Origin of the sequence: Streptomyces flavofungini, from assembly GCF_030388665.1 — a bacterium.
Lineage (GTDB): Bacteria > Actinomycetota > Actinomycetes > Streptomycetales > Streptomycetaceae > Streptomyces > Streptomyces flavofungini_A.
Genome location: NZ_CP128846.1, coordinates 7,984,679 through 8,005,518 on the forward strand (window position 1 = coordinate 7,984,679; position 20,840 = coordinate 8,005,518).

Annotated in this window: 18 protein-coding genes and 3 pseudogenes; 10 read left to right on the plus strand and 11 right to left on the minus strand. The window is 73.3% G+C overall.

Features of this window, described 5'->3' with window-relative positions; genetic code table 11:
- Nucleotides 1–249: 249 nt before the first annotated feature.
- Nucleotides 250–1,770: a glutamate--cysteine ligase gene (locus tag QUY26_RS34355; protein WP_289953613.1), complete on the plus strand. Its 1,521-nt coding sequence runs from the start codon at nt 250–252 to the stop codon at nt 1,768–1,770.
- Here QUY26_RS34355 and QUY26_RS34360 read toward each other — a convergent pair.
- Nucleotides 1,689–2,623: pseudogene (locus QUY26_RS34360) on the minus strand (hypothetical protein); the annotation flags it as partial. The gene QUY26_RS34355 and the pseudogene QUY26_RS34360 sit on opposite strands and share 82 nt — an antisense overlap.
- Nucleotides 2,624–3,253: 630 nt before the next feature.
- On the opposite strand from QUY26_RS34360, the gene QUY26_RS34365 reads away from it, so the two are divergent.
- A complete protein-coding gene (locus tag QUY26_RS34365) occupies nt 3,254–4,054 on the plus strand; it encodes a CPBP family intramembrane glutamic endopeptidase (RefSeq protein WP_436840452.1) in 801 nt (266 codons plus the stop codon).
- Nucleotides 4,055–4,130: 76 nt separating this feature from the next.
- Here the strand turns inward: QUY26_RS34365 and QUY26_RS34370 are convergent, their stop codons facing one another.
- Both QUY26_RS34370 and QUY26_RS34375 read right to left on the minus strand, forming a co-directional pair.
- A complete protein-coding gene (locus QUY26_RS34370) occupies nt 4,131–4,958 on the minus strand; it encodes a PhzF family phenazine biosynthesis protein (protein WP_289953615.1) in 828 nt (275 codons plus the stop codon).
- 255 nt (nt 4,959–5,213) lie between these two features.
- Nucleotides 5,214–5,789, minus strand: a pseudogene (locus tag QUY26_RS34375) (DinB family protein); the annotation flags it as partial.
- A gap of 252 nt (nt 5,790–6,041) precedes the next feature.
- Here QUY26_RS34375 and QUY26_RS34380 point away from each other — a divergent pair.
- A complete protein-coding gene (locus QUY26_RS34380) occupies nt 6,042–6,659 on the plus strand; it encodes a PadR family transcriptional regulator (protein ID WP_289953616.1) in 618 nt (205 codons plus the stop codon).
- Between the two features lie 95 nt (nt 6,660–6,754).
- On the opposite strand, the gene QUY26_RS34385 is transcribed toward QUY26_RS34380, so the two are convergent.
- The gene (locus QUY26_RS34385; RefSeq protein ID WP_289953617.1) at nt 6,755–7,183 is read right to left on the minus strand and encodes a type II toxin-antitoxin system Rv0910 family toxin; all 429 of its coding nucleotides are present in this window, start codon (nt 7,181–7,183) and stop codon (nt 6,755–6,757) included.
- 155 nt (nt 7,184–7,338) lie between these two features.
- Here QUY26_RS34385 and QUY26_RS34390 point away from each other — a divergent pair, with 155 nt between their 5' ends.
- On the plus strand, nt 7,339–8,115 hold the full coding sequence (locus tag QUY26_RS34390; RefSeq protein WP_289953618.1) for a putative protein N(5)-glutamine methyltransferase: 777 nt from the start codon (nt 7,339–7,341) through the stop codon (nt 8,113–8,115).
- Between the two features lie 37 nt (nt 8,116–8,152).
- On the opposite strand, the gene QUY26_RS34395 is transcribed toward QUY26_RS34390, so the two are convergent.
- Nucleotides 8,153–8,341, minus strand: a complete 189-nt coding sequence (locus QUY26_RS34395; RefSeq protein ID WP_289953619.1) for a hypothetical protein — start codon at nt 8,339–8,341, stop codon at nt 8,153–8,155.
- Between the two features lie 198 nt (nt 8,342–8,539).
- Between QUY26_RS34395 and QUY26_RS34400 the strand changes: the two genes are divergently transcribed.
- The 3 genes from QUY26_RS34400 (at nt 8,540) to QUY26_RS34410 (ending at nt 11,459) form a co-directional block, all read left to right on the plus strand.
- The gene (locus QUY26_RS34400) at nt 8,540–9,082 is read left to right on the plus strand and encodes a Clp protease N-terminal domain-containing protein (protein ID WP_289953620.1); all 543 of its coding nucleotides are present in this window, start codon (nt 8,540–8,542) and stop codon (nt 9,080–9,082) included.
- Nucleotides 9,083–9,181: 99 nt separating this feature from the next.
- A complete protein-coding gene (locus QUY26_RS34405; protein ID WP_289953621.1) occupies nt 9,182–10,222 on the plus strand; it encodes an EamA family transporter in 1,041 nt (346 codons plus the stop codon).
- Between the two features lie 256 nt (nt 10,223–10,478).
- Nucleotides 10,479–11,459, plus strand: coding sequence for a DMT family transporter (locus QUY26_RS34410; RefSeq protein WP_289953622.1), 981 nt, complete (start codon nt 10,479–10,481; stop codon nt 11,457–11,459).
- A gap of 201 nt (nt 11,460–11,660) precedes the next feature.
- Here QUY26_RS34410 and QUY26_RS34415 read toward each other — a convergent pair.
- Both QUY26_RS34415 and QUY26_RS34420 read right to left on the minus strand, forming a co-directional pair.
- Nucleotides 11,661–12,306 (minus strand): annotated as a pseudogene (locus QUY26_RS34415) (FMN-binding negative transcriptional regulator).
- A 7-nt stretch (nt 12,307–12,313) separates the two neighbouring features.
- Nucleotides 12,314–13,015 (minus strand): pyridoxamine 5'-phosphate oxidase family protein, encoded by a 702-nt coding sequence (locus tag QUY26_RS34420; protein WP_289953623.1) that lies wholly within the window; start codon nt 13,013–13,015, stop codon nt 12,314–12,316.
- An 88-nt stretch (nt 13,016–13,103) separates the two neighbouring features.
- Between QUY26_RS34420 and QUY26_RS34425 the strand changes: the two genes are divergently transcribed.
- Nucleotides 13,104–14,435 carry an aminotransferase class I/II-fold pyridoxal phosphate-dependent enzyme gene (locus QUY26_RS34425; RefSeq protein ID WP_289953624.1) on the plus strand — a complete coding sequence of 444 codons (1,332 nt, stop codon included), beginning with the start codon at nt 13,104–13,106 and terminating at the stop codon, nt 14,433–14,435.
- 130 nt (nt 14,436–14,565) lie between these two features.
- Here the strand turns inward: QUY26_RS34425 and QUY26_RS34430 are convergent, their stop codons facing one another.
- On the minus strand, nt 14,566–15,579 hold the full coding sequence (locus tag QUY26_RS34430) for a DMT family transporter (RefSeq protein WP_289953627.1): 1,014 nt from the start codon (nt 15,577–15,579) through the stop codon (nt 14,566–14,568).
- A gap of 74 nt (nt 15,580–15,653) precedes the next feature.
- Between QUY26_RS34430 and QUY26_RS34435 the strand changes: the two genes are divergently transcribed.
- The gene (locus QUY26_RS34435) at nt 15,654–16,556 is read left to right on the plus strand and encodes a LysR family transcriptional regulator (protein ID WP_289953629.1); all 903 of its coding nucleotides are present in this window, start codon (nt 15,654–15,656) and stop codon (nt 16,554–16,556) included.
- A gap of 88 nt (nt 16,557–16,644) precedes the next feature.
- On the opposite strand, the gene QUY26_RS34440 is transcribed toward QUY26_RS34435, so the two are convergent.
- Complete coding sequence (locus QUY26_RS34440) at nt 16,645–17,112, minus strand: pyridoxamine 5'-phosphate oxidase family protein (protein WP_289953631.1); 468 nt, start codon at nt 17,110–17,112, stop codon at nt 16,645–16,647.
- A gap of 209 nt (nt 17,113–17,321) precedes the next feature.
- Here QUY26_RS34440 and QUY26_RS34445 point away from each other — a divergent pair, with 209 nt between their 5' ends.
- A complete protein-coding gene (locus tag QUY26_RS34445) occupies nt 17,322–17,966 on the plus strand; it encodes a cysteine hydrolase (protein WP_289953633.1) in 645 nt (214 codons plus the stop codon).
- Nucleotides 17,967–18,040: 74 nt separating this feature from the next.
- Here QUY26_RS34445 and QUY26_RS34450 read toward each other — a convergent pair whose 3' ends face one another.
- Nucleotides 18,041–18,601 (minus strand): Rieske (2Fe-2S) protein, encoded by a 561-nt coding sequence (locus QUY26_RS34450; RefSeq protein ID WP_289953635.1) that lies wholly within the window; start codon nt 18,599–18,601, stop codon nt 18,041–18,043.
- 32 nt (nt 18,602–18,633) lie between these two features.
- Complete coding sequence (locus tag QUY26_RS34455) at nt 18,634–20,829, minus strand: S9 family peptidase (RefSeq protein WP_289953638.1); 2,196 nt, start codon at nt 20,827–20,829, stop codon at nt 18,634–18,636.
- Nucleotides 20,830–20,840 lie beyond the last annotated feature (11 nt).

A 20,840-nucleotide genomic window follows, 5' to 3' on the forward strand; every position in this document is an offset into this window, starting at 1 on the left:
CGCTTCCCGAGCGATGACCTCGGTACTTCCCGTGGCCGCGGTCGGCCGATTCTCGTTGGTTTTCTCACCATCACGCGAGGGCCGGAAACTGCGCACTTCGTCATGCCTGGTGAATGTGCCGCGCCGCAACTCGCTCAAGGGTACTTGTCCATGGTCCGCCGCGGGGCGTTATGGATCACATCGGCTGGGCATCATCCCCCGTACACAGCGGCCGGGACGTCGGCGGCCGCTCCGAGGAGGGACGCGTCGATGGGCGAGAAGGTCGTGGCAGGAACGTTCGACCTGTCCGATCGTCACCAGTACCGGATCAAGCTCCGGCAGTGCCTCGCGGCGCTGGCCCGGCTCCTCGAGGAGCAGCGGTTCGACCGGCCCAAGAATCTGATGGGCCTGGAGATAGAGCTGAATCTGGCGGGACCCGACGGCATGCCGAGAATGATGAATGCGGAAGTTCTCGAGCGCATCGCGAGTCGCGATTTCCAGACCGAGCTCGGAATGTTCAATCTGGAAGTGAACATTGCCCCGCACCGGTTGGGCGGCCGTGTTCTCGACCGCCTCGCCGAAGAGCTGCGCACCGGCCTCGCCTATGCTCACCGGAAAGCGAACGAGGTGGACGCGGGCATCGTGATGATCGGCATTCTGCCGACGCTGTCGCGCCAGGACCTGGTCTCCGCGAACCTTTCCGACGTGGACCGCTACGTCCTGCTCAACGACCAGATCGTGGCGGCGCGCGGCGAGAGCTTCGCGCTGGACATCGAGGGCGTGGAGCGGTTGACGTGCACGTCCGCTTCGATCGCGCCGGAGGCGGCCTGCACGTCGGTGCAGCTGCACCTCCAGGTCACGCCGGGGAAGTTCGCCGACGTGTGGAACGCGGCGCAGTCCGTCGCCGCCGCGCAGGTCGCGGTGGGCGCCAACGCGCCGTTCCTGTTCGGCCGCGAGCTGTGGAGCGAGTCGCGGCCGCCGCTGTTCCTGCAGTCCACCGACACCCGGCCGCCCGAGCTCCAGGCACAGGGGGTGCGGCCGCGCACCTGGTTCGGCGAGCGCTGGATCTCGAGCGCGTACGAGCTCTTCGAGGAGAACCTGCGCTACTTCCCGGCCCTGATCCCGCTGTGCGAGGAAGAGGACCCGCTGCGCGTCCTCGACGCCGGCGGGGTGCCGCAGCTGGCGGAACTCGCCCTGCACAACGGCACGGTGTACCGCTGGAACCGGCCGGTGTACGGCATCGCCGACGGCGTACCGCACCTGCGCGTGGAGAACCGGGTGCTGCCCGCGGGGCCCACGGTGACCGATGTGATCGCCAACGCCGCCTTCTACTACGGCGTGGTGCGGGCGCTCGCCGAGGAGACGCGGCCGGTGTGGTCGCGGCTGCCGTTCGAGGCGGCGGCCCGCAACTTCGACACCGCCTGCCGCTATGGCATCGAGGCCCGCCTGGAGTGGCCGCGCCGCGGTCGCTACGGCGGCACGACGCGGGTGCCCGCCGTCGATCTCGTACGCGAGGAGCTGCTGCCGCTGGCGGCTGCCGGGCTCGACGCGTGGGGCGTGGAGCCGGCCGACCGGGACCTGTACCTCGGCGTGATCGAGGAGCGATGTCGCAGGCGGGTCAACGGCGCCTCCTGGCAGTCCGTCACCTATCACCGGGCCCTGGAGCGCGGCCTGGAGCGGGACGCGGCGCTCGCGGCCACCACGCGGCGCTACTGCGAGCTGATGCACACGGGCGAGCCGGTGCACACGTGGCCGGTGGGGCTGCCGGAACCGGCCTTGCCGCTGGGGTAGTCGGTGCGGAGGGCGGGGTCGTCGACCTCGTGACCGGAGCCGCCCGTGGCGCGGGCGATCCGGTCGGCCTCGCGCTCGTCGGCGTCCGGGCCGACCGCGATGGCGATGATCGGCAGCGGCTTTTCCGGGTCGGCGAGGGAGCGCAGGCGCGAGATCAGTTCGGCGCGCGAGACGCTGCCCGGGTCCTGATTGACGCCGTCGGTGAGCAGGACGAGCGTGTTGAACTCGCCGGGTGCGTAGCCTTCGCGGGCCTTCTCGTAGGCGGCCAGCGTCGTGTCGTACAGGCCGGTGGCTCCGCCGGGGACGGGCTGGAGCGCGCCGAACGCCTTGGTGAGACGGTCGCGGTGGGTGCCGTCACCCGTCTTCTCGCCGAGGCGCCCGGTGGGCACGAGCTCGCGGTGGTCGCGCGCGCCGTCGAGCCGCGTGGCGAACTCCCACAGGCCGATCTCGTCGTCGTCCGTGAAGCCCGCGAGAGCCCGCAGCAGGGCGGACTTCGTGACGTCCACGCGGGACTCGCCGCGCCCCGGCACGAGCCGGCGCATCGAGTCCGACGCGTCGACCACGGTGATGAACCGCGCGCTCTGCACCGTGATGGTCCACATGCCGAGGGCCTCCTGCACCTCCTTGTCGGAGGGCGCGTCGCCGGGCTCGCGCGTGTACGGCTGTTGAAGCGCAGCGCTGCCCGGCTCTGGTCGGTGGAGAGGTCGTTCTCGTGGATCAGCGTGTAGGGGTAGTCGAGGGTCGGTGAGCCGTCCTCGGGGTAGAAGAGGTCGAGCTCCTGCTCCTCGTCCGCGGCCGCGTTGTGCGCGAACGACGCCTGCTCGGAGAGGATCAGCGCCTCGTTGCGGCGCGGGCAGGCGTACGTCTTCCGTGGCCACCCCGGATCCTCCGCGGCCGACCCCAGCATGCCGACGCCGAGCGGCGAGGAGGCGATGGTCCCCGCGGGGGACCCCGCGCCTGGCTGCCGCCGGTCCCTGCGCGCTGCACCCACACCTGGGAGTCCGGCACCCACACGTCGTACGCCGCTCTCGAGCCGTCGCGGCGGAGCTCGTCCGCGACCCGGTACGGCTCGCGCGCGGTGACGCGGATGTCCATGCAGGGGCCGTCCGAGGTGATGTCCCGGTCGCGCACGTGGGTGGCGGCTTCCGTCAGGGCGGGGGCCACGGCGCGGCGACGACCAGGACGAGGGCCGTGACCAGGGCGACGGCGCCGCCACGACCCCGTGGACGTGGGGCGGATGCCGCTGTCCTGCGTCCATCGGGCAAGCTGTGACGTCCCATGGCGGTGCTCCCCTCCCCGTGCGATGAAGCTGCGACGAAGCGATGAAAAGCAACAAACAAGGATGAACGAGGATGAGGGGGACGGCGCGCCACGGTCGGCGTCCGTCCCCCTCGGCCTGTCGCGCACGTGGTTCGTAAGTTCTTTCGAGACCCTGGCGGCACGGAGACGGGGATGAGCCGGGATTACTCAACTGGAGGCAGGAGTGCAAGCGGAGCCGGGGCCAATGGCCGGTTCTATTCCCGAGGCGGGGCCCTCGCGGCGGATCCTGCGGGACGAGACGGTGCTCGTCCTGGCGCTCTCACTGGGTGCGAGCGGAGTGTCCGCGCTGATCAGCTTTGTTGGCTCGGTCACGAGGCCGGGTGGTCTCAAGGACCAGGCGGCGACCCTCAACTCGTCGGCCGCGCCGGGGCGCCCGTGGCTCGATCTGGCCTGGCAGCTGTTCGGCATCACGACCGCCCTGGTGCCGGTCGCGCTGGTCGCGCACTTCCTGCTGCGTGAGGGCTCGGGACTGCGGGCCATCGGCTTCGACCGGAGCCGCCCCTGGCCGGACCTCGGGCGGGGGGCGGCGGTGGCTGCCGTCATCGGCTCGACCGGCATCGCGTTCTATCTGGCGGCCCGCGGGCTCGGCTTCAACCTCACGGTGGTGCCCGAGGACCTGCCCGACGTGTGGTGGAAGTACCCCGTCCTGGTCCTCTCCGCGCTGCAGAACTCCATCCTGGAGGAGGTGATCGTCGTCGGGTATCTGCTGCGCAGGCTGGACCAGTTGGGCTGGAGCCCGACGAAGGCGCTGATCGGGAGTTCGGTGCTGCGCGGCTCGTACCACCTGTACCAGGGCATCGGCGGGTTCATCGGGAACATGGTGATGGGCGTGGTGTTCGTGTACCTGTACCGGCGGTGGGGCCGGGTCGGGCCGCTCGTCGTGGCCCACTCCCTCCTCGACATCGGGGCGTTCGTGGGCTACGCGCTGCTCGCGGGGAAGGTGGGCTGGCTGCCGACGGCGTGAGGTGCGCGGGGGCGCGTGGCGCCTCGTGGTCCTGCCACGAGCCCGCGCCGCCGCCCGTCCTGCCCGCGAGCCGCCGTCACGCCAGCAGGTCGCCCTCGATGACTGTCACCGCGCGGCCGGTCAGGAGCGTGCGCTCGCCGCGGATCGCGGTGCGGACGAGGCCGGAGCGGGGCGAGGCCTGCAGGCCGGTCAGGTCGGTGCGGCCCAGGCGCCCGCTCCAGAACGGCGCGAGCGCGGTGTGCGCGCTGCCCGTCACCGGGTCCTCGTCGATCCCGACGCGCGGGAAGAAGCAGCGCGAGACGTAGTCGTACCCCCGGCCCGGGTCCTCGGCGGGCGCGGTCGCGATGACGCCGCGCTCGGAAGTCCGGGCGAGGCTCCGGTGGTCCGGCGTGAGGGTGCGGACCGCCTTCTCGTCGGCCAGTTCGACCAGCAGGTCGCCGAGGTGCGGGCCCGTGTCGTACGCGGCGAGCGGCCGTGCGCCCAGGGCCTCGACCGCGGCCTCGGACAGCTCGGCCGGGGTGAGCGGGGCCGTCGGGAAGTCGAGGGTGACGGTGCCGTCGGCGTGGGCGGTGGCGCGGAGCACGCCCGCGCGGGTGGCGAAGCGGACGGGGCCGGTGGCGGCGCCCGTGGCGTGCAGGACGTGGGCCGTGGCCAGCGTGGCGTGCCCGCACAGGGCGACCTCGGTGGCGGGCGTGAACCAGCGCAGCGCCCAGTCGGCCTCACCGCCCGCGGGCAGGGGGTGGGCGAAGGCCGTCTCGGCGTGATTGACCTCCAGGGCCACGCGCTGGTGCCAGGCGTCGTCCCGGAACGCGTCGAGGAGGACGACCCCGGCGGGGTTGCCCGTGAACGGGCGGTCGGCGAAGGCGTCGACGATACGGATCCGCGTGCTCGGTGCTGTCGTCATGGGACGACGTTAGAAGGCCAATCGTGCGTGTGGCCAAAGCCAATTCGCCGTGACTGGCCCTGAACTGACGCCTGCCTCAGGGCGACAGCACCGCGCCGGAGTTCTGCAGGCTCGGGCGAGGGGCACCCCGCCGGCCCCGGATCCACGGCGTCCGCCTCGCCGGCGATCCGGGAGCGGTGCCGGACCGCCGGCACCGCTCCCGGCGCGCCCTGACCCTCGACGCGTGGAGCCGTACGAGCCGGTGCGATCAGGTGGGGTGGCAGCTGCTCTGGCGGCCCGCTCGATCTCCGCGCGCCGGGCTTGCCAGAAGGTCGCGTCGTGGTGGGGAGTCGCGTGCCGGGCTGTCGTGCCTGTCGACTCGTCGAGCTGTTCGCGCAGGATGTCGGCGTGTCCCGCGTGCCGGCTGGTCTCGGTGAGCATGTGGACCAGGACGTTGAACAGCTTCACTTCGGGGCGTGGCCACCAGGGCACGTGGCCGGGAGAGTCGAGGGCGAGGGCAGTGATCGTCGCGTCCGAGTGCTCCAGGGCGCGACGGTAACGGTCGACGATCTCGGCGCGCTTCTCGTGCTCGGTGGCCCACATGTCGGCACCGTGTTCCCCGTCGTCGTCCCACCGGGGCAGGGGCTCGGGGAACGGCCGGTCGAAGACCTCGCCGAAGTATCGGGACTCCAGGACCGACAGGTGCTTGACCAGACCGAGAAGGTTGGTGCCCGTCGCGGTCAGGGGACGGCGGACGTCGTATTCGCCGAGCCCGTCGAGCTTCCAGAGCATCGCCTCGCGCATCTCCCGGAGATCGGTGTGCAGGTACTCCTTCGCGAAGTCATCCATCACGGCGCATGAGCCTCTCATGCGCCCTCGGGGGGGGGCTCAACCCACGGCCACGGCTGTCTGCGGTCCCGGCCCGGCCACCACTCGAAGCCGACGTGCCGCTCGGCCGTCGCTGTCCGATTCCGGCACGGGGGTTGTCGACCGAACAGTTCCGATATATCGTTGAGGCATCGCGACGGGTCGACGATGTCACTGATCGTCGATGTCGCGGAAGGCTCGCCACGAGGGCGAGCCACGACGAAAGGAATGATCGATATGCGTTCCCACGGTTTTGAGCACAAGCACGGTCATGGGCGCGGGCGCGGCCCGTACGGCCCCGGTCGCGAGGATCGGGGCGGGTTCGAGGGGCGGCGCGCGGCGTTCGGGCCGTTCGGGCCCGGGTTCGGTGGCCCTTGGGGCGGCGGGCGCGGTGGTCGGGGCGGGCCCAGGGGCAGGGCGCGGCGCGGAGATGTGCGGGCCTCGATCCTGGCCCTGCTGAAGGACCGGCCGATGCACGGTTACGAGATGATCCAGGAGATCGCCGAGCGCAGCGGCGGGGCGTGGAAGCCCAGCCCCGGCTCGGTCTACCCGACCCTCCAGCTCCTGGAGGACGAGGGGCTGATCGCCAGCGAGAGCGAGGGCGGCAAGAAGCTGTTCGCGCTCACCGACTCCGGCCGCGAAGCGGCGGACGAGGGACCCGACGCCCCCTGGGAGGAGGCCGGGCGCGGGGTCGACTTCGAGGCGCTCACCGAGGTCCGGCAGGCCGGGTTCGGCCTGATGGAGGCGTTCGGCCAGGTCTGGAAGACCGGCTCCAAGGAGCAGCGCGAGAAGGCGCTCACGGTCATCAACGACGCCCGCAAGAAGCTGTACCTGATCCTCGCCGATGAGGACTGAGGCGGAGCGGGCTCATCGCCCGCACCGCTGGTGAGGCGCCCCGCGCGTGCTGCGCGGGGCGCCTCGATGCCCATCGCGCCCCCGGCGCGCCAAGGTCAGGTCACCAGCGCTCCCAGCTTGCGGAGCGACTCGTTCATGGCCGCCGTCGCCGAGTCCTTGAGCTTGCCCGCCATGAGGCTCACCGCGGCGCCGGAGAACTCGCCGTTCGCGCGGATCGTCGTCGCCCCGCCGTCGGCTTCGAGCGTGTAGCGGGTGCTGACGTCGACGCCCATCGGGCCCTTGCCCTTGATCGCAAAGACGCGGGCCGTCTCCACCTCCACGATCGTCCAGGCGACCTCGGCCGGGAAGCCCATGAGCTTCATGTTCTCCGTGAAGGTGCCGCCCGCCTCAAGGGTCTCGGGGCCGCCCTTCGGGAAACTGGTGTGCGTGGAGTTCCACTGCGCGTACGAGGTGAAGTCCGTGAGCTGGGCCCAGACCTTCTCCGCCGGTGCCTCGATGTGTGCCTCCGCGCTGACTTCGGCCAATGCGACCACCCCTTCTCGTCGGGTGCTGCGCCGGGCGCAGCCACGGTGTCGCGGAACGTATCCCCAGGCCTTGGAACAATCAATACTGACGTCCCGTCAGTTCTGGTCGCCCGGGTAGGATCGACTTCTTTGTCCGGACCGCAGGAAGGCTCTCGATGCCCTGGTCAGCCCACTCCGCCGTCGTGACACGGCTGCGCGCCGCGGGCTGCGTGTTCGCGGAGGACGAGGCGGACCTGCTGCTCGCCGCAGCCGACGACCCGGACCAGCTGGACGCCATGGTGGCGCGCCGGGTGAGCGGGCTTCCGCTGGAACACGTCGTCGGGTGGGCCGAGTTCGCCGGGCTGCGCGTCGCCGTCGACCCGGGCGTCTTCGTGCCGCGCCGCCGCACCGAGTTCCTGGTCCGCGAGGCGGCCTCGCTCGCCGGACCCGGCGCCCTGGTCGTCGACCTGTGCTGCGGCTCGGGCGCGCTCGGCGCCGCGCTCGCCGCCGCCCTCGGGGGCGTCGAACTGCACGCCGCCGACATCGACCCGGCCGCCGTGGCCTGCGCCCGCCGCAATGTCGCCGCCGCCCTGGGGCACGTGCACGAGGGCGACCTCTACGAAGCGCTGCCCGGCCGCCTCCGGGGCCGTGTCGACGTACTGCTCGCGAATGTCCCGTACGTCCCGACCGGCGAGGTCGCCCTGCTGCCCGCCGAGGCCCGCGAGCACGAGGCGCGGGTGGCCCTCGACGGGGGTGCGGACGGCCTCGACGTGCTGCGGCGGGTGACCGCGGACGCGCCGCGGTGGCTGGCGCCGGGCGGGCGGCTCCTGTTCGAGACGAGTGAACGGCAGGTGCCGTCGGCGGTCGAGGCCGTCGGGGCGGCGGGGCTCGTGCCGGGAGTGGTCAGGGACGCGGAGCTCCACGCGACCGTGGTGGTGGGGGAGGCGGCGTAGGGCGCGGCGGCTCCCTGTTCGTACGGGGCGACCCGGCTCAGCCCACGCGCTGTATCACCGCCGCGTCGAAGAGGTCCAGGGCGCGCGGGAAGGGGCCCTCGTCGTGGCAGTGCCAGGCGTCCCAGAACAGGTCGGCGGGCAGCGCGTCCGCGGGCGCGTACACCCGGTACACGTACTGTCTGCCGTCGATGGCCAGGAGGGCGACCATCCAGCACCTGCTTTCCATGCCTCTGACAGACGAGCGCCGGTGTGTGACGGTTGCGCACCCGGCGTGAAGCAAGGCGGCGCGCGCCCCACCAGGGGAAACAGTCAGATGTCATCCGTAAGGAGGACAACCTGTTCGGCCATCCCCAACCTGTGTCGGACGGAGAAATGCTTCCCGCCGCCGATGCCTCGGCCCTTGGAGGCTGATGGGGTGGGGGATGTGCAAAGCCGTTCCCCCCAGGGCGCCGAACCCGGCCCGAACCGAGCAGACATCGAATCCAGCCTGAGTGCGGCGCTGGCCTCGGTGGTGGCCGGCGCGCGCCGCCGGGCCGTGCGCGACGGGGACCGGCAGGTCGACACCGCCCATCTGCTGCACTCGCTCCTGGAGCAGGAGCCGCGTGTGCGGTCCGTCTTCGACGGCGGCCCGCAGATCGCGCGGCTGCTCGGCTATCTCGTCCAGCGCAGCATCGGCTACGGGCTGCAGTGGCAGGGCACCGTCGAGGACTCCGGGGCCGTGCCACTGGTGGCGGCGGCCAAAGAAACGGTTCTCTCGCCCGCGGCCGCCGGTGCCATGGAAGCCGCGTCCGACCGCGCCGTGCTGCGCGGGCAGCCGCAGGCCGAGGGCGTCGACCTGCTCGCGGCCCTGGCCGCCGACACCGAGTGCCGGGCCGTCGAGGTGCTGCGGCGCGCGGGCGTGGACGTGGACGCGCTGCTGTCGCGGATCGAGAACGGGTGCGAGACGGGGTGCGAGTCCGGCTGGTGAGCCGGGGCGCCCGAAGCTCCCGCCGGTGTCCGCTGTCCGCCGGTTGAGACAGTGGTCAAAGAGGGTGACGGTCATGACGTCGCCTGTCATCATGTGCCGGTGCTTGGGTCTGAGAAGTCGCACGGGAACCCGCCGGGCCGTGCGCGGGGGAACCCACGGGGGCGTGCCGAGCGCGGGCGGGGGCTCGGCCTCGGCCTCGCGCTCCTCTCGGCGTGCGCGTTCGGCGGCTCGGGCGTCGCGGCCAAGCCGCTGATCGAGGCAGGCCTCGACCCGCTGCACGTGGTGTGGCTGCGGGTGGCCGGTGCGGCCCTGGTGATGCTGCCGCTCGCCTGGCGCCACCGCACGCTGGTGCGGCAACGCCCCGCCCTGCTCGCGGGCTTCGGGCTCCTCGCCGTCGCCGGTGTGCAGGCCTGCTACTTCGCCTCGATCTCCCGCATCCCCGTCGGCGTGGCCCTGCTCGTCGAGTATCTGGCGCCCGCCCTCGTCCTCGGCTGGGTGCGCTTCGTGCAGCGCAGGCCCGTCACCAAGGCCGCGGCGTTCGGCGTGGTCCTCGCCGTGGGCGGCCTGGCCTGCGTCGTCGAGGTGTGGTCGGGCCTGAGCTTCGACACCGTCGGGCTGCTGCTCGCGCTCGGCGCCGCCTGCTGCCAGGTCGGCTACTTCGTCCTGTCCGACCAGGGCAGCGACGCGGGCGAGGCGGCACCCGACCCGCTCGGCGTCATCGCGTACGGGCTGCTGGTCGGCACGGCCGTGCTCACCGTCATCGCGCGCCCCTGGGGCATGGACTGGCAGGTGCTCGCCGGGAGCGCCGACATGGACGGCTCGGCGGTGCCCGCCTGGACCCTCATCGGCTGGATCGTGCTCGTCGCCACCGTCATCGCGTACGTCACCGGGATCGTGTCGGTGCGCACGCTCTCGCCGCAGGTCGCGGGCGTCGTGGCATGCCTGGAGGCGGTCATAGCGACCGTGCTCGCCTGGGTCATGCTCGGCGAACGGCTCTCGGCTCCGCAGCTCGCAGGGGGCGCCATCGTCCTGGTGGGCGCGTTCATCGCCCAGTCGGCGACGCCCGCGAAGAAGGAGGGCTCCGCGGTGCGCGTCTCAGAGTCCGAAGAGGAGTTGTCACCGAGCGGCAGCGCCGCCTAGGGTGGCGATCATGCACGCACGAGCGCTCGTCCTTCCGCCTCCCGCCGCCTAGCGCGCGGGCCTCTCACGGATCACGCCCGGCCGTCGGCCGGGTGGGCGGTGCTGCCCGCGGACGCCAGTCCAGGACCTGCGTCACCGGGCCTCCTCCCCGGCGTGCCCACGCACCCACAGCTCTCTGTACGGGTGCCGGTGCGCCCGTGACGCGGTCTTCCTCCTGAACCTCTGCGGAGAATTCCACGTGTCGAGCGTGTCAAGCATGTCGAACGCGTCCACCGCGTCGACCGATTCAACTGCCGTGTCCCGCCTCTCTGTCCGGCGCGGCCTCCTCTACCTGGGCATCGCCGGTGCCGCCTGGGGCACCGCCGGAGCCGCCGCGTCGCTGGTCTTCTCGGACAGTGACATGGGGCCCGTCGCCCTCTCCTTCTGGCGCTGCGCCGGAGGGTTCCTGCTCCTTCTCGGCGCACGGGTCGCGCGGCCGCGCCGGGGCGCGCGCTTCGGGGCCGTGCTGCCGCTCCGCCGCCGGGTGCTCCGGGTCACCGCCATCGGCGTGACCCTCGCCGTCTTCCAGACCGCCTACTTCGCCGCCGTCGAGGCCACCGGGCTCGCCGTCGGCACCGTCGTCACGCTCGGCGCGGGGCCCGTTCTCATCGCGCTCGGCGCCCGACTCGCCCTGGGTGAGCGGCTCGGATTCGGGGGCGGCTGCGCGGTGGGCGGCGCGCTCGCCGGACTCGTCGTGCTGTTCGTCGGCGGCGGGGACGCGGCGGTCCGCCCCTGGGGTGTCGCCTTCGCCCTGGTGTCGGCTGCCGGGTACGCCGTCATGACGCTGCTGACCCGGTGGTGGGGACGCGACGGCGGGACGGACTCCTCCGGCGACACGACGATGTGGGCCTTCGCCGTCGTGTCCGTGTGCCTGCTGCCGCTCGCCGCCGCCGAGGGCCTCGTGCCGCACACGGCCGAACCCGCGCGCGTGCTGGCCTGCTTGTTCTACATCGCCGCGGTGCCGACGGCTCTCGCGTACGCGCTGTACTTCGCCGGGGCCGCCGTCGTCCGGTCCGCGACCGTCTCCGTGATCATGCTTCTGGAGCCGGTGAGCGCGGCCGCCATCGCCGTCGCCCTGCTCGGCGAGGAACTGAACACGGCGACCGTCGTGGGCACGCTGCTCATGCTGGCGGCGGTCACGGGGCTCGCCGGGGCCGAGGCACGAGGCGCCTCGCGGGGGCAGAGGGAGGGGGCGTGACGGGATAGGGGAGGCGGACGGGGCGTGCCGCGCGGGGGCGTGCCGCCTGGCGGCCGCCCCGTCGGCCCGCGCCCCCGCGAGCCCCACCCTCGCCCGCGAGCCCCGCCCCCGGCTCGCCCGCGCGAGCTCCGTCCCTCGCCCGGGCGAGCCCCCGCCTCCGCCCGCGCCCCGCCCGCCTTCGCTTCTCCCGCCCGGCCCCGGCTACTTCGCCGCGCGCCCCTCCAACTGGTGGGCCAGCGCGGCCGCGTCACGCGGGCCGCCGCGCTCCTTCAGGCCCGCCGCTATCCGGTCCTGCACCTCCAGCGGCTTGTGGTGGGCGTACTTGAACTTCGCCTGTACGTCGACGACGTCGAGGCACACCCCCCCGGATCCCGGCGAGCAGCCGGCCGAACGGCTCCTCGCCCACGGCCGTCCGCGCCGAGCCCCCGTCGGGCTGGAAGTGGCCGACCTGGCGGTTCAGGAGCTCGGCCTTCTCGGCGGGGTCGTCCACGATCCGGGCCGTGCAGTGGAGCTGGACGGCGGCGTAGAAGCTGGTCGGAACGCCGTGCTCGGGCAGGGCTTCGGGGGCGGCGCCCCACGGACCCGGCACGAAGACGTAGTCGTCGACCACGCTCAGGACGACGTGCGCGTTCGCTTCCAGGGCCGCCCACAGCGGGTTCGGGCGCGCCAGGTGGAGCAGGACGCGGCCGCGCGGGCCGGTGTCGGCGTCGTACACGAAGTGCGTGGGCTGGATGTGCGGCGGCTCGCCGGGCAGGCCGTTCACGGCGAGCTGCCCGAAGTCGTGCTGGGCCAGCCATCGTCGCCACTCGGTGTCGGAGGCGGGCGCGTCCCAGGGGTGGACGAGCAGCACCACGTCAGGCCTTCAGCAGATAGTCGGGCACGGCGACGCCGGGGGCGAGGTCCGCCGCCGGGATGACGGGGTCGTAGCCCTTGCGGAGCGGGACGACACCGGACCAGTAGGGCAGCTCCAGGTCCTCCGGCTCGTCGCTCGGGGCGCCCGTGCGCATCTTCGCCGACACCTCTTCGAGGTCGAGGTACAGCACGGCGGTCGCGGCGAGCTCCTTGGCGTTGGCGGGGCGGGAGTCGGCGGCGCGGCCCGGCACCACGTGGTCGACCAGGGAGTCCAGGGCGGTGCGCTTCTCCTCGGGGTCCGTGACCTGACGCGCGATGCCGTGCACCACCACGGAGCGGTAGTTGATGGAGTGGTGGAAGGCCGAACGGGCCAGGACGAGACCGTCGACATGGGTGACCGTCAGGCAAACCGGAAGACCCGGGTCCGCCTCGCCGTCCGGTGCGGAACCCGCCATCCGCAGGGGCCGCGACCCCGTCGAGCCGTGTACGTAGAGACGCTCGCCGACCCGGCCGTACAGCGTCGGCAGGACCACGGGGGCGCCGTCGCGCACGAAGCCGAGGTGGCAGACGTAGGACTCGTCCAGTATCGCGTGCACCAACTCGCGGTCGTACGCGGCGCGGTCGCGGGACCGCGTGGGGACGGTGCGGTCGGTCGGGGTGTAGGGGGCGCTGTCCGGCGCGGCCGGCTGCGTCGTCGTCTCCATGGCCTTCTCCATCGCTTCGCGGACCTGAGGGTCGGGGGCGTCTTGCTGCGCCTTGCCGACGCTTTTGCACTAGTGCATAATGTTCTTTGTGCTAGGAGACTATCCGATCGAAGGGCGCGGCGCAGCAGAGATCGCGTCGAGCGTCGAGCGCGCGGTGAGCGGCGGTGCGCTGGAGCCCGGCCAATCGCTGCCTCCGATGCGGGAGTTGGCGGTTCTGCTGGGCGTCAATCCCAATACGGTCGCGGCGGCGTACCGCACTCTGCGCGAGCGGGGCGTGATCGAGACGGCCGGCCGGCGCGGCAGTCGCGTCCGCAGCAAGCCCGCCACGACGGCCCGTGACTACGTCCGCCTCGACGTGCCGCCCGGCGTGCGCGACGTGTCGAGCGGCAATCCGGACACGGCCCTGCTGCCGCCCCTCGCCCGGGCGTTCGCGGTGGCCGCTGCCCAGTCGGACCGGGCTCCCGCGCTGTACGGGGAGGCGCCGGTGCTGCCGGAGTTCCAGCGCCGCGCGCGTGCGGCGCTGGACGCGGACGGGGTGCCGGACGGGCCCGTCGCCCTCGCGTCGGGGGCGTTGGACGCCATCGAGCGGGTGCTCGCCGCGCGCCTCAGGATGGGCGACGCGGTGGCCGTGGAGGACCCGGGGTGGGGGAGCGTGCTCGACCTCGTGTCGGGGCTCGGGCTCCGGCCGGTCCCGGTCGGGGTGGACGACGACGGGCCGTTGCCCGACGACGTGGAGCGGGCGCTCCGGTCCGGCGCGCGGGCCCTGGTCGTCACCAGCCGCGCCCAGAACCCGACGGGGGCCGCCACGGGAGCCGCACGCGCGCGTGCCGTGCGCCAGGTCCTGGCCGCGCACCAGGACACGCTCGTCGTCGAGGACGACCACGGCCACGGCATCGTCGACCTGCCGCTGCACACGCTGGCCGGAGCCACGCGCGCGTGGGCCTTCGTCCGCTCCACCGCCAAGGCCTACGGCCCGGATCTGCGGCTCGCCGTGCTCACCGGCGACGCGGAGACGGTCGACCGGGTGCAGGGGCGGATCAGCCTGGGGCCCGGGTGGGTCAGCAAGGTGCTCCAGCGGGCCGTCGTATGTCTCTGGGAGGACGGGGTGGTGGACGCGCGGGAGGTGTCGGCTGCGTACGGACGCAGACGTGACGCACTGATCGACGCGCTCGCCGCGCGCGGGGTCGCGGCCCGCGGGCGCAGCGGGATGAACGTGTGGGTGCCGGTGCCGGACGAGACCGGCGTGGTCGCGAGCCTGCTGCACGCGGGCTGGGCGGTGTCGCCCGGCGCGCGGTACCGCCTGGATTCGCCCCCGGGGGTGCGGATCACCGTGTCCGGGCTGTCCGGCGAGGACATCGACGCGGTGGCCGCCGCGGTCGCGGCGGCTGTCGGGCCGGTGCCCGCGCGGAGGTACGGCTGAGGAGAGGGGGTGGACGCGCGCTGAGGCTGAGGGGGGTGGGGGGACGCGAGCTGAGGCTGAGGGGAATGGGGATGGGGATGGGGATGGGGCGGATGCGGGCTGCGGCTGCCCGGGGTGGGGCGGGGTGCGGCTAGCTCTTCCGGGGTGCGCGCGGTCGCGGCCTCGACTGCGTGAGTGCCGCGCCCGCCAGGATGACGACGGCTCCGACAGGCGTCGTCCACGTCAGTGACTCGCCGAGCACCGCCACCCCCGCCGCCGTCGCGATGACCGGGACGAAGTACGTGACCATCTGCGCCGTCGTCGGTCCGACCTCGGCGACGATGCCGTACTGGATCAGGAACGCGATGCCCGTGCCGAGTGCGCCCAGGGCGACGATGGCGAGCAGTGGCACCACCGGGAGGTGGGACGGCGCGGACGTGAACAGGGGCGTCACCACGGCCAGTTCGAGCGTGGCCACGAGGAGCTGTGCGCCCGAGAGGGAGAGGTTCGAGTGGCCGGAGCCCGCCAGTGTGCGGCGGACGTAGATCCAGCCGATCGGATAGCTCAGGGAGGCGAGCAGCGCCATCGCCGTGCCGCGCGGCTCCAGGTCGCTGAAGCCCTGCCAGGCGCCGAGCACCGTGAGCACCCCGACGAAGCCGAGCGCGAGCCCCGCGACCCGGCGCCGCGTCGGACGGTCCTCGGAGAGCGCGGCGAGCGAGAGGACCATGCCCCACAGCGGCGACGTCGCGTTGCAGATCCCCGCGAGCGTCGAGGGGATCGTCAGCTCCGCGTAGGCGAAGAGGGAGAACGGCAGGGCGTTCAGGAGCAGGGCCGCCACCGTCAGATGGGCCCAGGTGCGCGGGGAGCGCGGCAGCCGCTCGCGCCTGACGACCAGGACGGCCGCGACCACCGCCGTGCCGAAGAAGAGCCGTCCGAAGGTGACCTGGAACGGGGCGTACCCCTCCGTGCCGACCTTGATCAGGAGGAAGCTGAAGCCCCAGATCAGGGACAGGACGGCGAAGCGGACGCGCCAGTCCAGGGTGCGGCGCCCACCGGTCCGTGCCCGGGGTTCCCGCGCAGGTGGGGTGGGGGTGGTGCGAGGGTCCGACGCGGCGGTCGGCTCGGGGGTGGACGTCGGCGCGGAAGGGGCCGCGGAGGTGCTCATGCGAGCCACCTTGAGGCATCCAATGTCTTAGTACAAGCGAGATTCTGTGCCCGATATCGCGTAGCATCGCTTACATGTTGAACCTGGAGCGCCTGCGGACCCTCGACGCCCTCGCCCGGCACGGATCGGTGAGCGGCGCCGCGGCGGGACTGCACGTCACCACGTCCGCCGTCTCCCAGCAGATGACCAAGCTGGAGCGGGAGGTGGGCCAGCAGCTGCTCGCGAAGAACGGCCGTGGCGTGCGGCTCACCGACGCCGGGCGGCTGCTCGCCGAGCACGCCGCGCGCATCCTGTCCCAGGTCGAGCTGGCCCAGTCGGACCTGGAGCGGCAGCGCGGCCAGGCGGTCGGCGAGCTGCGGATCTCCGCGTTCCCGACGGCGATGCGCGGGCTCCTGCCGTCCGCGCTGTCGTCCCTGCGCGTGCGCCACCCGGGCCTGCGCGTCGGCGCCCAGGAGCTGGAGCCGCAGCAGGGGGTCAACGGCGTGGTGCGCGGCGACCTGGACCTGGCGGTGGTCCTCGACTGGTACAACAAGCCGCTGCCGGTGCCCGAGGGCCTGATGAAGGCACCGCTCATCGACGACCCCGCCGACGTCGCGATGCCCGTCGCCCACCCGATGGCCGACCGCGCAGAGGTGGACCTGGAGGACTTCGCGGACGACGAGTGGATCACGTGGGCGGACGGCGAGTTCTGCCACGAGTGGCTGATGTTCACGCTCCGCGCGAAGGGCTTCGAGCCGCGCATCGGGCACCGTGCGGAGGAGCACCACACACAGCTCGCGCTGGTCGCCGCGGGACTGGGGGTCTGCGTGGCGCCGCGCCTCGGCCGCGACCCGATGCCGGCGGGCGTGCGCACGGTCCCCGTGCGACACCGGGTGCGGCGGCATGTGTACGTGGTGTGGCGCGCGGACGCCGACCGGCGGCCGTCGATCCAGGCGGCGGTGGAGGCGCTGCGGGTGGCGGGGGCGGGGCTGGGGTGAGGGGTGTCGGCCCGGTGGGCGGGGCTGGGGGGTGTCTGCCCGGTGGGCGGGGCAGCCGGGCGGGCCGAGGCCGGCCCCGGGGCGACCGCTAGAGCCGCGCCAGCTTCCGGAAGTCCCAGGAGGCGATCGCGTCCGGCGTGAGCCGGAGCCACGCGTGTCGGCCGTCGTGCACCATCTGCTCCATGCCGAAGTTCTTGCGTGCGAACAGCTGCTCCGGCAGGTCCAGTTCGGGGCACGGCTCCCCGGTGCGCGGCGTCTCGCCGACGACCTCCGCGGTGCCGGTCAGCTCCACGCCGCGCAGCTCCCCGTACTGCTCCCCGGCGTCGACGACCACGGCGACACGGGGGTCGCGGCGCAGCTCGGCCCAGCGCTTGCTGCGTGTGATCGAGTACAGCCACAGCGACGTGCCGTCCCACGCGAACCACAGCGCGCTGACGTGCGGTGCGCCGTCGGCGGACACCGTCGCGACCCGGCACGTGCGCTCGGCCGCGAGGAAGGCGTCCACCTCGTCCGGCGTCATCATGATCCGGCGACCGCGCCGCTGTGTGGTGGCCATGTGTCGTCCTCCCGTAGTCGAAGAGCCCGTCTTGTCGCAAGGGACGGCGCCAGTCGCGTAACTGACTGAGCGTCAGAGAAGCATGGGGCGTCTTCCTTCGTGACGCAATGCCGGTTAACCTCCCGCGCACCGCGATCTCCGCCCGCGGGGCACCGCCGCCCCGCGGGCGCGCGGCTCCGGCAGCACCGAGGTCCGCGACAGGGGGAAGTATGCCGTCGTACGCACAGCTCAAGGAGATCGTCGACCCCGTGAGCACGGTCCTGATGACCGTCGAGTGCCAGCAGGGCGTCGTCGGAACCGGCAGCGCGCTGCCCGAACTCGCCAAGGAGGCCCGCTCGTCCGGCGCGCTCGCCAATGTCGCCCGGCTCGTGCACGCCGCGCACCTCGGCGGGGTCCAGGTCCTGCACGCCGTCGCCGAGCGCCGTCCCGACGGACGCGGCGCCAACCGCAACGCGCGGCTTTTCCGCGCCGCCGAACGGCTGCCCGTGCAGCAGCTCTCCGGCACGACGGCGGTGCGGATCGCGCCGCCGATCGAGGTCGCGGAGGAGGACTTCGTCGTACGCCGCCTGCACGGCCTGTCGCCGGTCGCGGGCACCGAGGTCGACGCGCTGCTGCGCAATCTGGGCTGCCGCACCCTGGTCGTGACCGGCGTCTCGGCCAACGTGGCGATACCGAACGCCGTCTTCGACGCGGTGAACCTCGGCTACACCGCCGTCGTGCCCGCCGACGCCATCGCGGGCGTCCCCGCCGATTACACCCCCGCCGTCGTCAAGAACACCCTCGCCCTGGTCGCCACCGTCACCACGACGGATGAGGTGCTCGGCGCGTGGAAAGAGCCGCGCCGCGCCGGGTGACCCCCGTCGCGGCGCGGCTCCCGCCGGACTGCGCCGTCCTGTGCGCGCTCCGGCGTCAGAGGCGAGCTCGACCGTCAGGCGAGCTTGATCGAGTCGCCGTCGACGGTGATCTTCGTCGCGGGCAGCGGCTTCGGCGCCGGGTTCTGCTTGACGCTGCCGTCGTTGATGTCGAACTTGCTGCCGTGGCAGGGGCAGTTGATGGTGCCGCCCTCGACGCTCGTCACCGGGCACCCCTTGTGCGTGCAGCGGTTCGAGAAGGCCTTGAACTCGCCCTTCGTGGGCTGGGTGACCACGACGTTCTCGTCCTTGAAGATCTTGCCGCCGCCCACGGGAATGTCCGCCGTCTTGGCCAGCACGGCACCGCCGCCGCCACCCTCCTGCTTCTCCGACGCCTCACCGGCGGGCTCCGACGAGCCCTTGTCGTCGTCCGAGCCGCAGGCCACGAGCGCGGCGGCCAGGCCGACGGCGCCCACCGCCGTGACGACGGTGCGACGGGTGGGGCTCGGGGAGCCGGTCGGGTTCGACGAGGTGTTCAGGCAGAGGCCGGAGGGGCGTGCGGAGAGGGTGGTGGTGGGGCTGTCCGCCGTCGGCGAGGGCTCGGCGGTGTCGGCCCTGTCTTCCCTGGAAGCAGTCATGCCGGATGGTACGGACGGCAGCGCCGGGTTGTTCAGGCGTTCAAGGACTTTTTCAGGAAGTCGAGTTCCAGATTCAGCAGATTGGCCGCAACGTCCTGCTGGGCCACCAGATGGCTCGCCCCGGGCAGTGGCAGGACCGTGTGCGGCCGTCCCGCGGCGAGCAGCGCCGACGACAGGCGCAGCGTGTGCACCGGCAGGACGTTGTCGTCGGACAGGCCGTGGACCAGCATCAGCGGCCGCGACAGGCGGTGCGCGTGCGCCACCAGGGAGCAGCGCTCGTAGTGAGCGGGCTGGACGTCCGGGTGCCCCAGGAACCGTTCCTTCCAGTGGGTGTCGTAGAGCCGCAGGTCCGACGGCGCGGCCCCGGCCACCGCCGCGTGGAAGACATCGGGACGGTGCAGGACCGCGCCCGCCGCGAGATAGCCGCCGAAGGACCAGCCGCGGATGCCGACGCGCCCCAGGTCGAGGTCGGGAAACAGCCCGGCCGCGGCCCGCACCGCGTCGACCTGGTCGTCGAGGACGGGCGTCAACTGATCGCCGTACACCTCGTGTTCCCAGCCCCGCCCGCGCCCCGGCGTGCCCCGCCCGTCCGCGATCAGGACCGCGAAGCCCTGCTCGGCGAACCACTGGGCGACGACCGTCCACCACGCGCGCGCGTGCACCACGAGTTGCAGGGACGGACCGGAGTACGGACACAGCAGGACCGGCAGCTTCCCGGAGCCGCGCTCGTGCCACGACGGCAGGAACAGCATGCCGCGCACCTCGCGTTCCCCGAGGGTGAGGTGCCGGGGGTCCGGCCTCACGACGGGCTCTTCGGAGAGCACGCCTATCCGCCCCGCCGGGCGCCCGCCGCGCAGCACCGTCACCGTGTGCCCGTCCGGCGTCCGGCTGTCGAGGACCACGGTGTCCCCGCCGACCGCCGCGGTGTGCACGCCCGGGCCCTGACTGAGGCGCACCGGGGCCGCGGTGCGCGGCGGGCCCTTCGGACCACCGGCCGCCGAGAACGACCAGACGTGCACCTCCGTGGGCTCGTCCGACGCGGTCAGCCACACCCGCTCGCCGATGGTGGCGAGCACGCCGCGCACACGCAGCCCCGGCGGCGTCACCGTGCCGCCGACACGCAGGCCCGCTGTGTCGGGGTCGACGAGCCGGTGCAGCACGGGCGTGCCGTCCGCGAGGCGGGCCGGGGTGCCCGGGACGAGGTCGAGCCACGGGCTCTCGTGCTGTTCGTCGACCAGGCGGCACGCGCCGCTGCGCGGGTCGACCTCCAGTACGTACGCCGTGCGCTGGTCGCGGGTCTGGAGGGTGACGAGAGGGCCGTGCGCGTCCCAGGAGGCCCGCAGGACGTAGTCGAAGTCGGTGTCCGTCCACGCGGACGCGGGTCCGGCGTCGTCCCGGGGGCACGGCGGGGCGGGCTCCGACGCCGTCGACGGCGTGCGGACGGCGACCCGCGAGCCGTCCGTCCGCAGGATGTGCAGCGTCGTCTCCGCGTTGTCGGTGCCCGCCGCCGGGTACGGCAGCGAGCGCGGCGGCCGCTCCGGGCGCGCCGGGTCCGTGAGCCACCAGCGCCGCACGCGCGCGGTGTCCACGCGTGCGACGAGCAGGGCCTCGCCGTCCGGAGACCACCAGAACGCCCGGTGCCTGTCCATGGATTCGGCGGCGACGTGATCGGCGAGCCCGTACGTCACCTCGGCGCCCTCCGGCTCGGCAAGCGCCCGGTCGCCCGTGCCGTCGGCGCCGACCACGCGCAGGGCGCCCCCGGAGACGTACGCGATGAGCGAACCGTCGGGGGAGGGGCGCGGGTCGACGACGGGGCCCGGGGTGCTGATCCGGCGCGGGATGCCGCCGTCCGTGCGGACCGTCCACAGGGCGCCCGACACCGAGAAGGCCACCACGCGCGCGTAGTCGTCGGCGGCGAAGGACACCACTCCCCGGGAGGCTTCCCGGGCGCGCTCCCTGCGCACGCGTTCGGCCTCGGGCACCGGCCCGGCGGCGCCCAGCGCGAGCGGATCCGCGAGCATCCGCTCGCCTCCGGGACCGCCCCCGGCCCCCGCCGCCGCGTCGGCCCCGACCTCGTACAGCCAGAGCCTGCTCACCGGGTCGTCGCCCGCCGTCGAGCGCGCGAACAGCACCCGGGCCCCGTCCCGCGACACGGTCAGGCCGCGCGGAACCCCGAACGCGTAGCGCTGCGTGCGGGCGAACTGGGCCGGGAGGTCAGGGAAGTTCATGGAGTGACTGT

What these genes read in the sequence shown, in the direction of transcription:
- QUY26_RS34355 (WP_289953613.1), top strand. Translation starts at nt 250, where the DNA reads ATGGGCGAGAAGGTCGTGGCAGGAACGTTCGACCTGTCCGATCGTCAC.
- QUY26_RS34370 (WP_289953615.1), bottom strand. Translation starts at nt 4,958, where the DNA reads ATGACGACAGCACCGAGCACGCGGATCCGTATCGTCGACGCCTTCGCC.
- QUY26_RS34380 (WP_289953616.1), top strand. Translation starts at nt 6,042, where the DNA reads ATGCGTTCCCACGGTTTTGAGCACAAGCACGGTCATGGGCGCGGGCGC.
- QUY26_RS34390 (WP_289953618.1), top strand. Translation starts at nt 7,339, where the DNA reads ATGCCCTGGTCAGCCCACTCCGCCGTCGTGACACGGCTGCGCGCCGCG.
- QUY26_RS34395 (WP_289953619.1), bottom strand. Translation starts at nt 8,341, where the DNA reads ATGGAAAGCAGGTGCTGGATGGTCGCCCTCCTGGCCATCGACGGCAGA.
- QUY26_RS34410 (WP_289953622.1), top strand. Translation starts at nt 10,479, where the DNA reads ATGTCGAACGCGTCCACCGCGTCGACCGATTCAACTGCCGTGTCCCGC.
- QUY26_RS34420 (WP_289953623.1), bottom strand. Translation starts at nt 13,015, where the DNA reads ATGGAGACGACGACGCAGCCGGCCGCGCCGGACAGCGCCCCCTACACC.
- QUY26_RS34430 (WP_289953627.1), bottom strand. Translation starts at nt 15,579, where the DNA reads ATGAGCACCTCCGCGGCCCCTTCCGCGCCGACGTCCACCCCCGAGCCG.
- QUY26_RS34435 (WP_289953629.1), top strand. Translation starts at nt 15,654, where the DNA reads ATGTTGAACCTGGAGCGCCTGCGGACCCTCGACGCCCTCGCCCGGCAC.
- QUY26_RS34440 (WP_289953631.1), bottom strand. Translation starts at nt 17,112, where the DNA reads ATGGCCACCACACAGCGGCGCGGTCGCCGGATCATGATGACGCCGGAC.
- QUY26_RS34445 (WP_289953633.1), top strand. Translation starts at nt 17,322, where the DNA reads ATGCCGTCGTACGCACAGCTCAAGGAGATCGTCGACCCCGTGAGCACG.
- QUY26_RS34450 (WP_289953635.1), bottom strand. Translation starts at nt 18,601, where the DNA reads ATGACTGCTTCCAGGGAAGACAGGGCCGACACCGCCGAGCCCTCGCCG.
- QUY26_RS34455 (WP_289953638.1), bottom strand. Translation starts at nt 20,829, where the DNA reads ATGAACTTCCCTGACCTCCCGGCCCAGTTCGCCCGCACGCAGCGCTAC.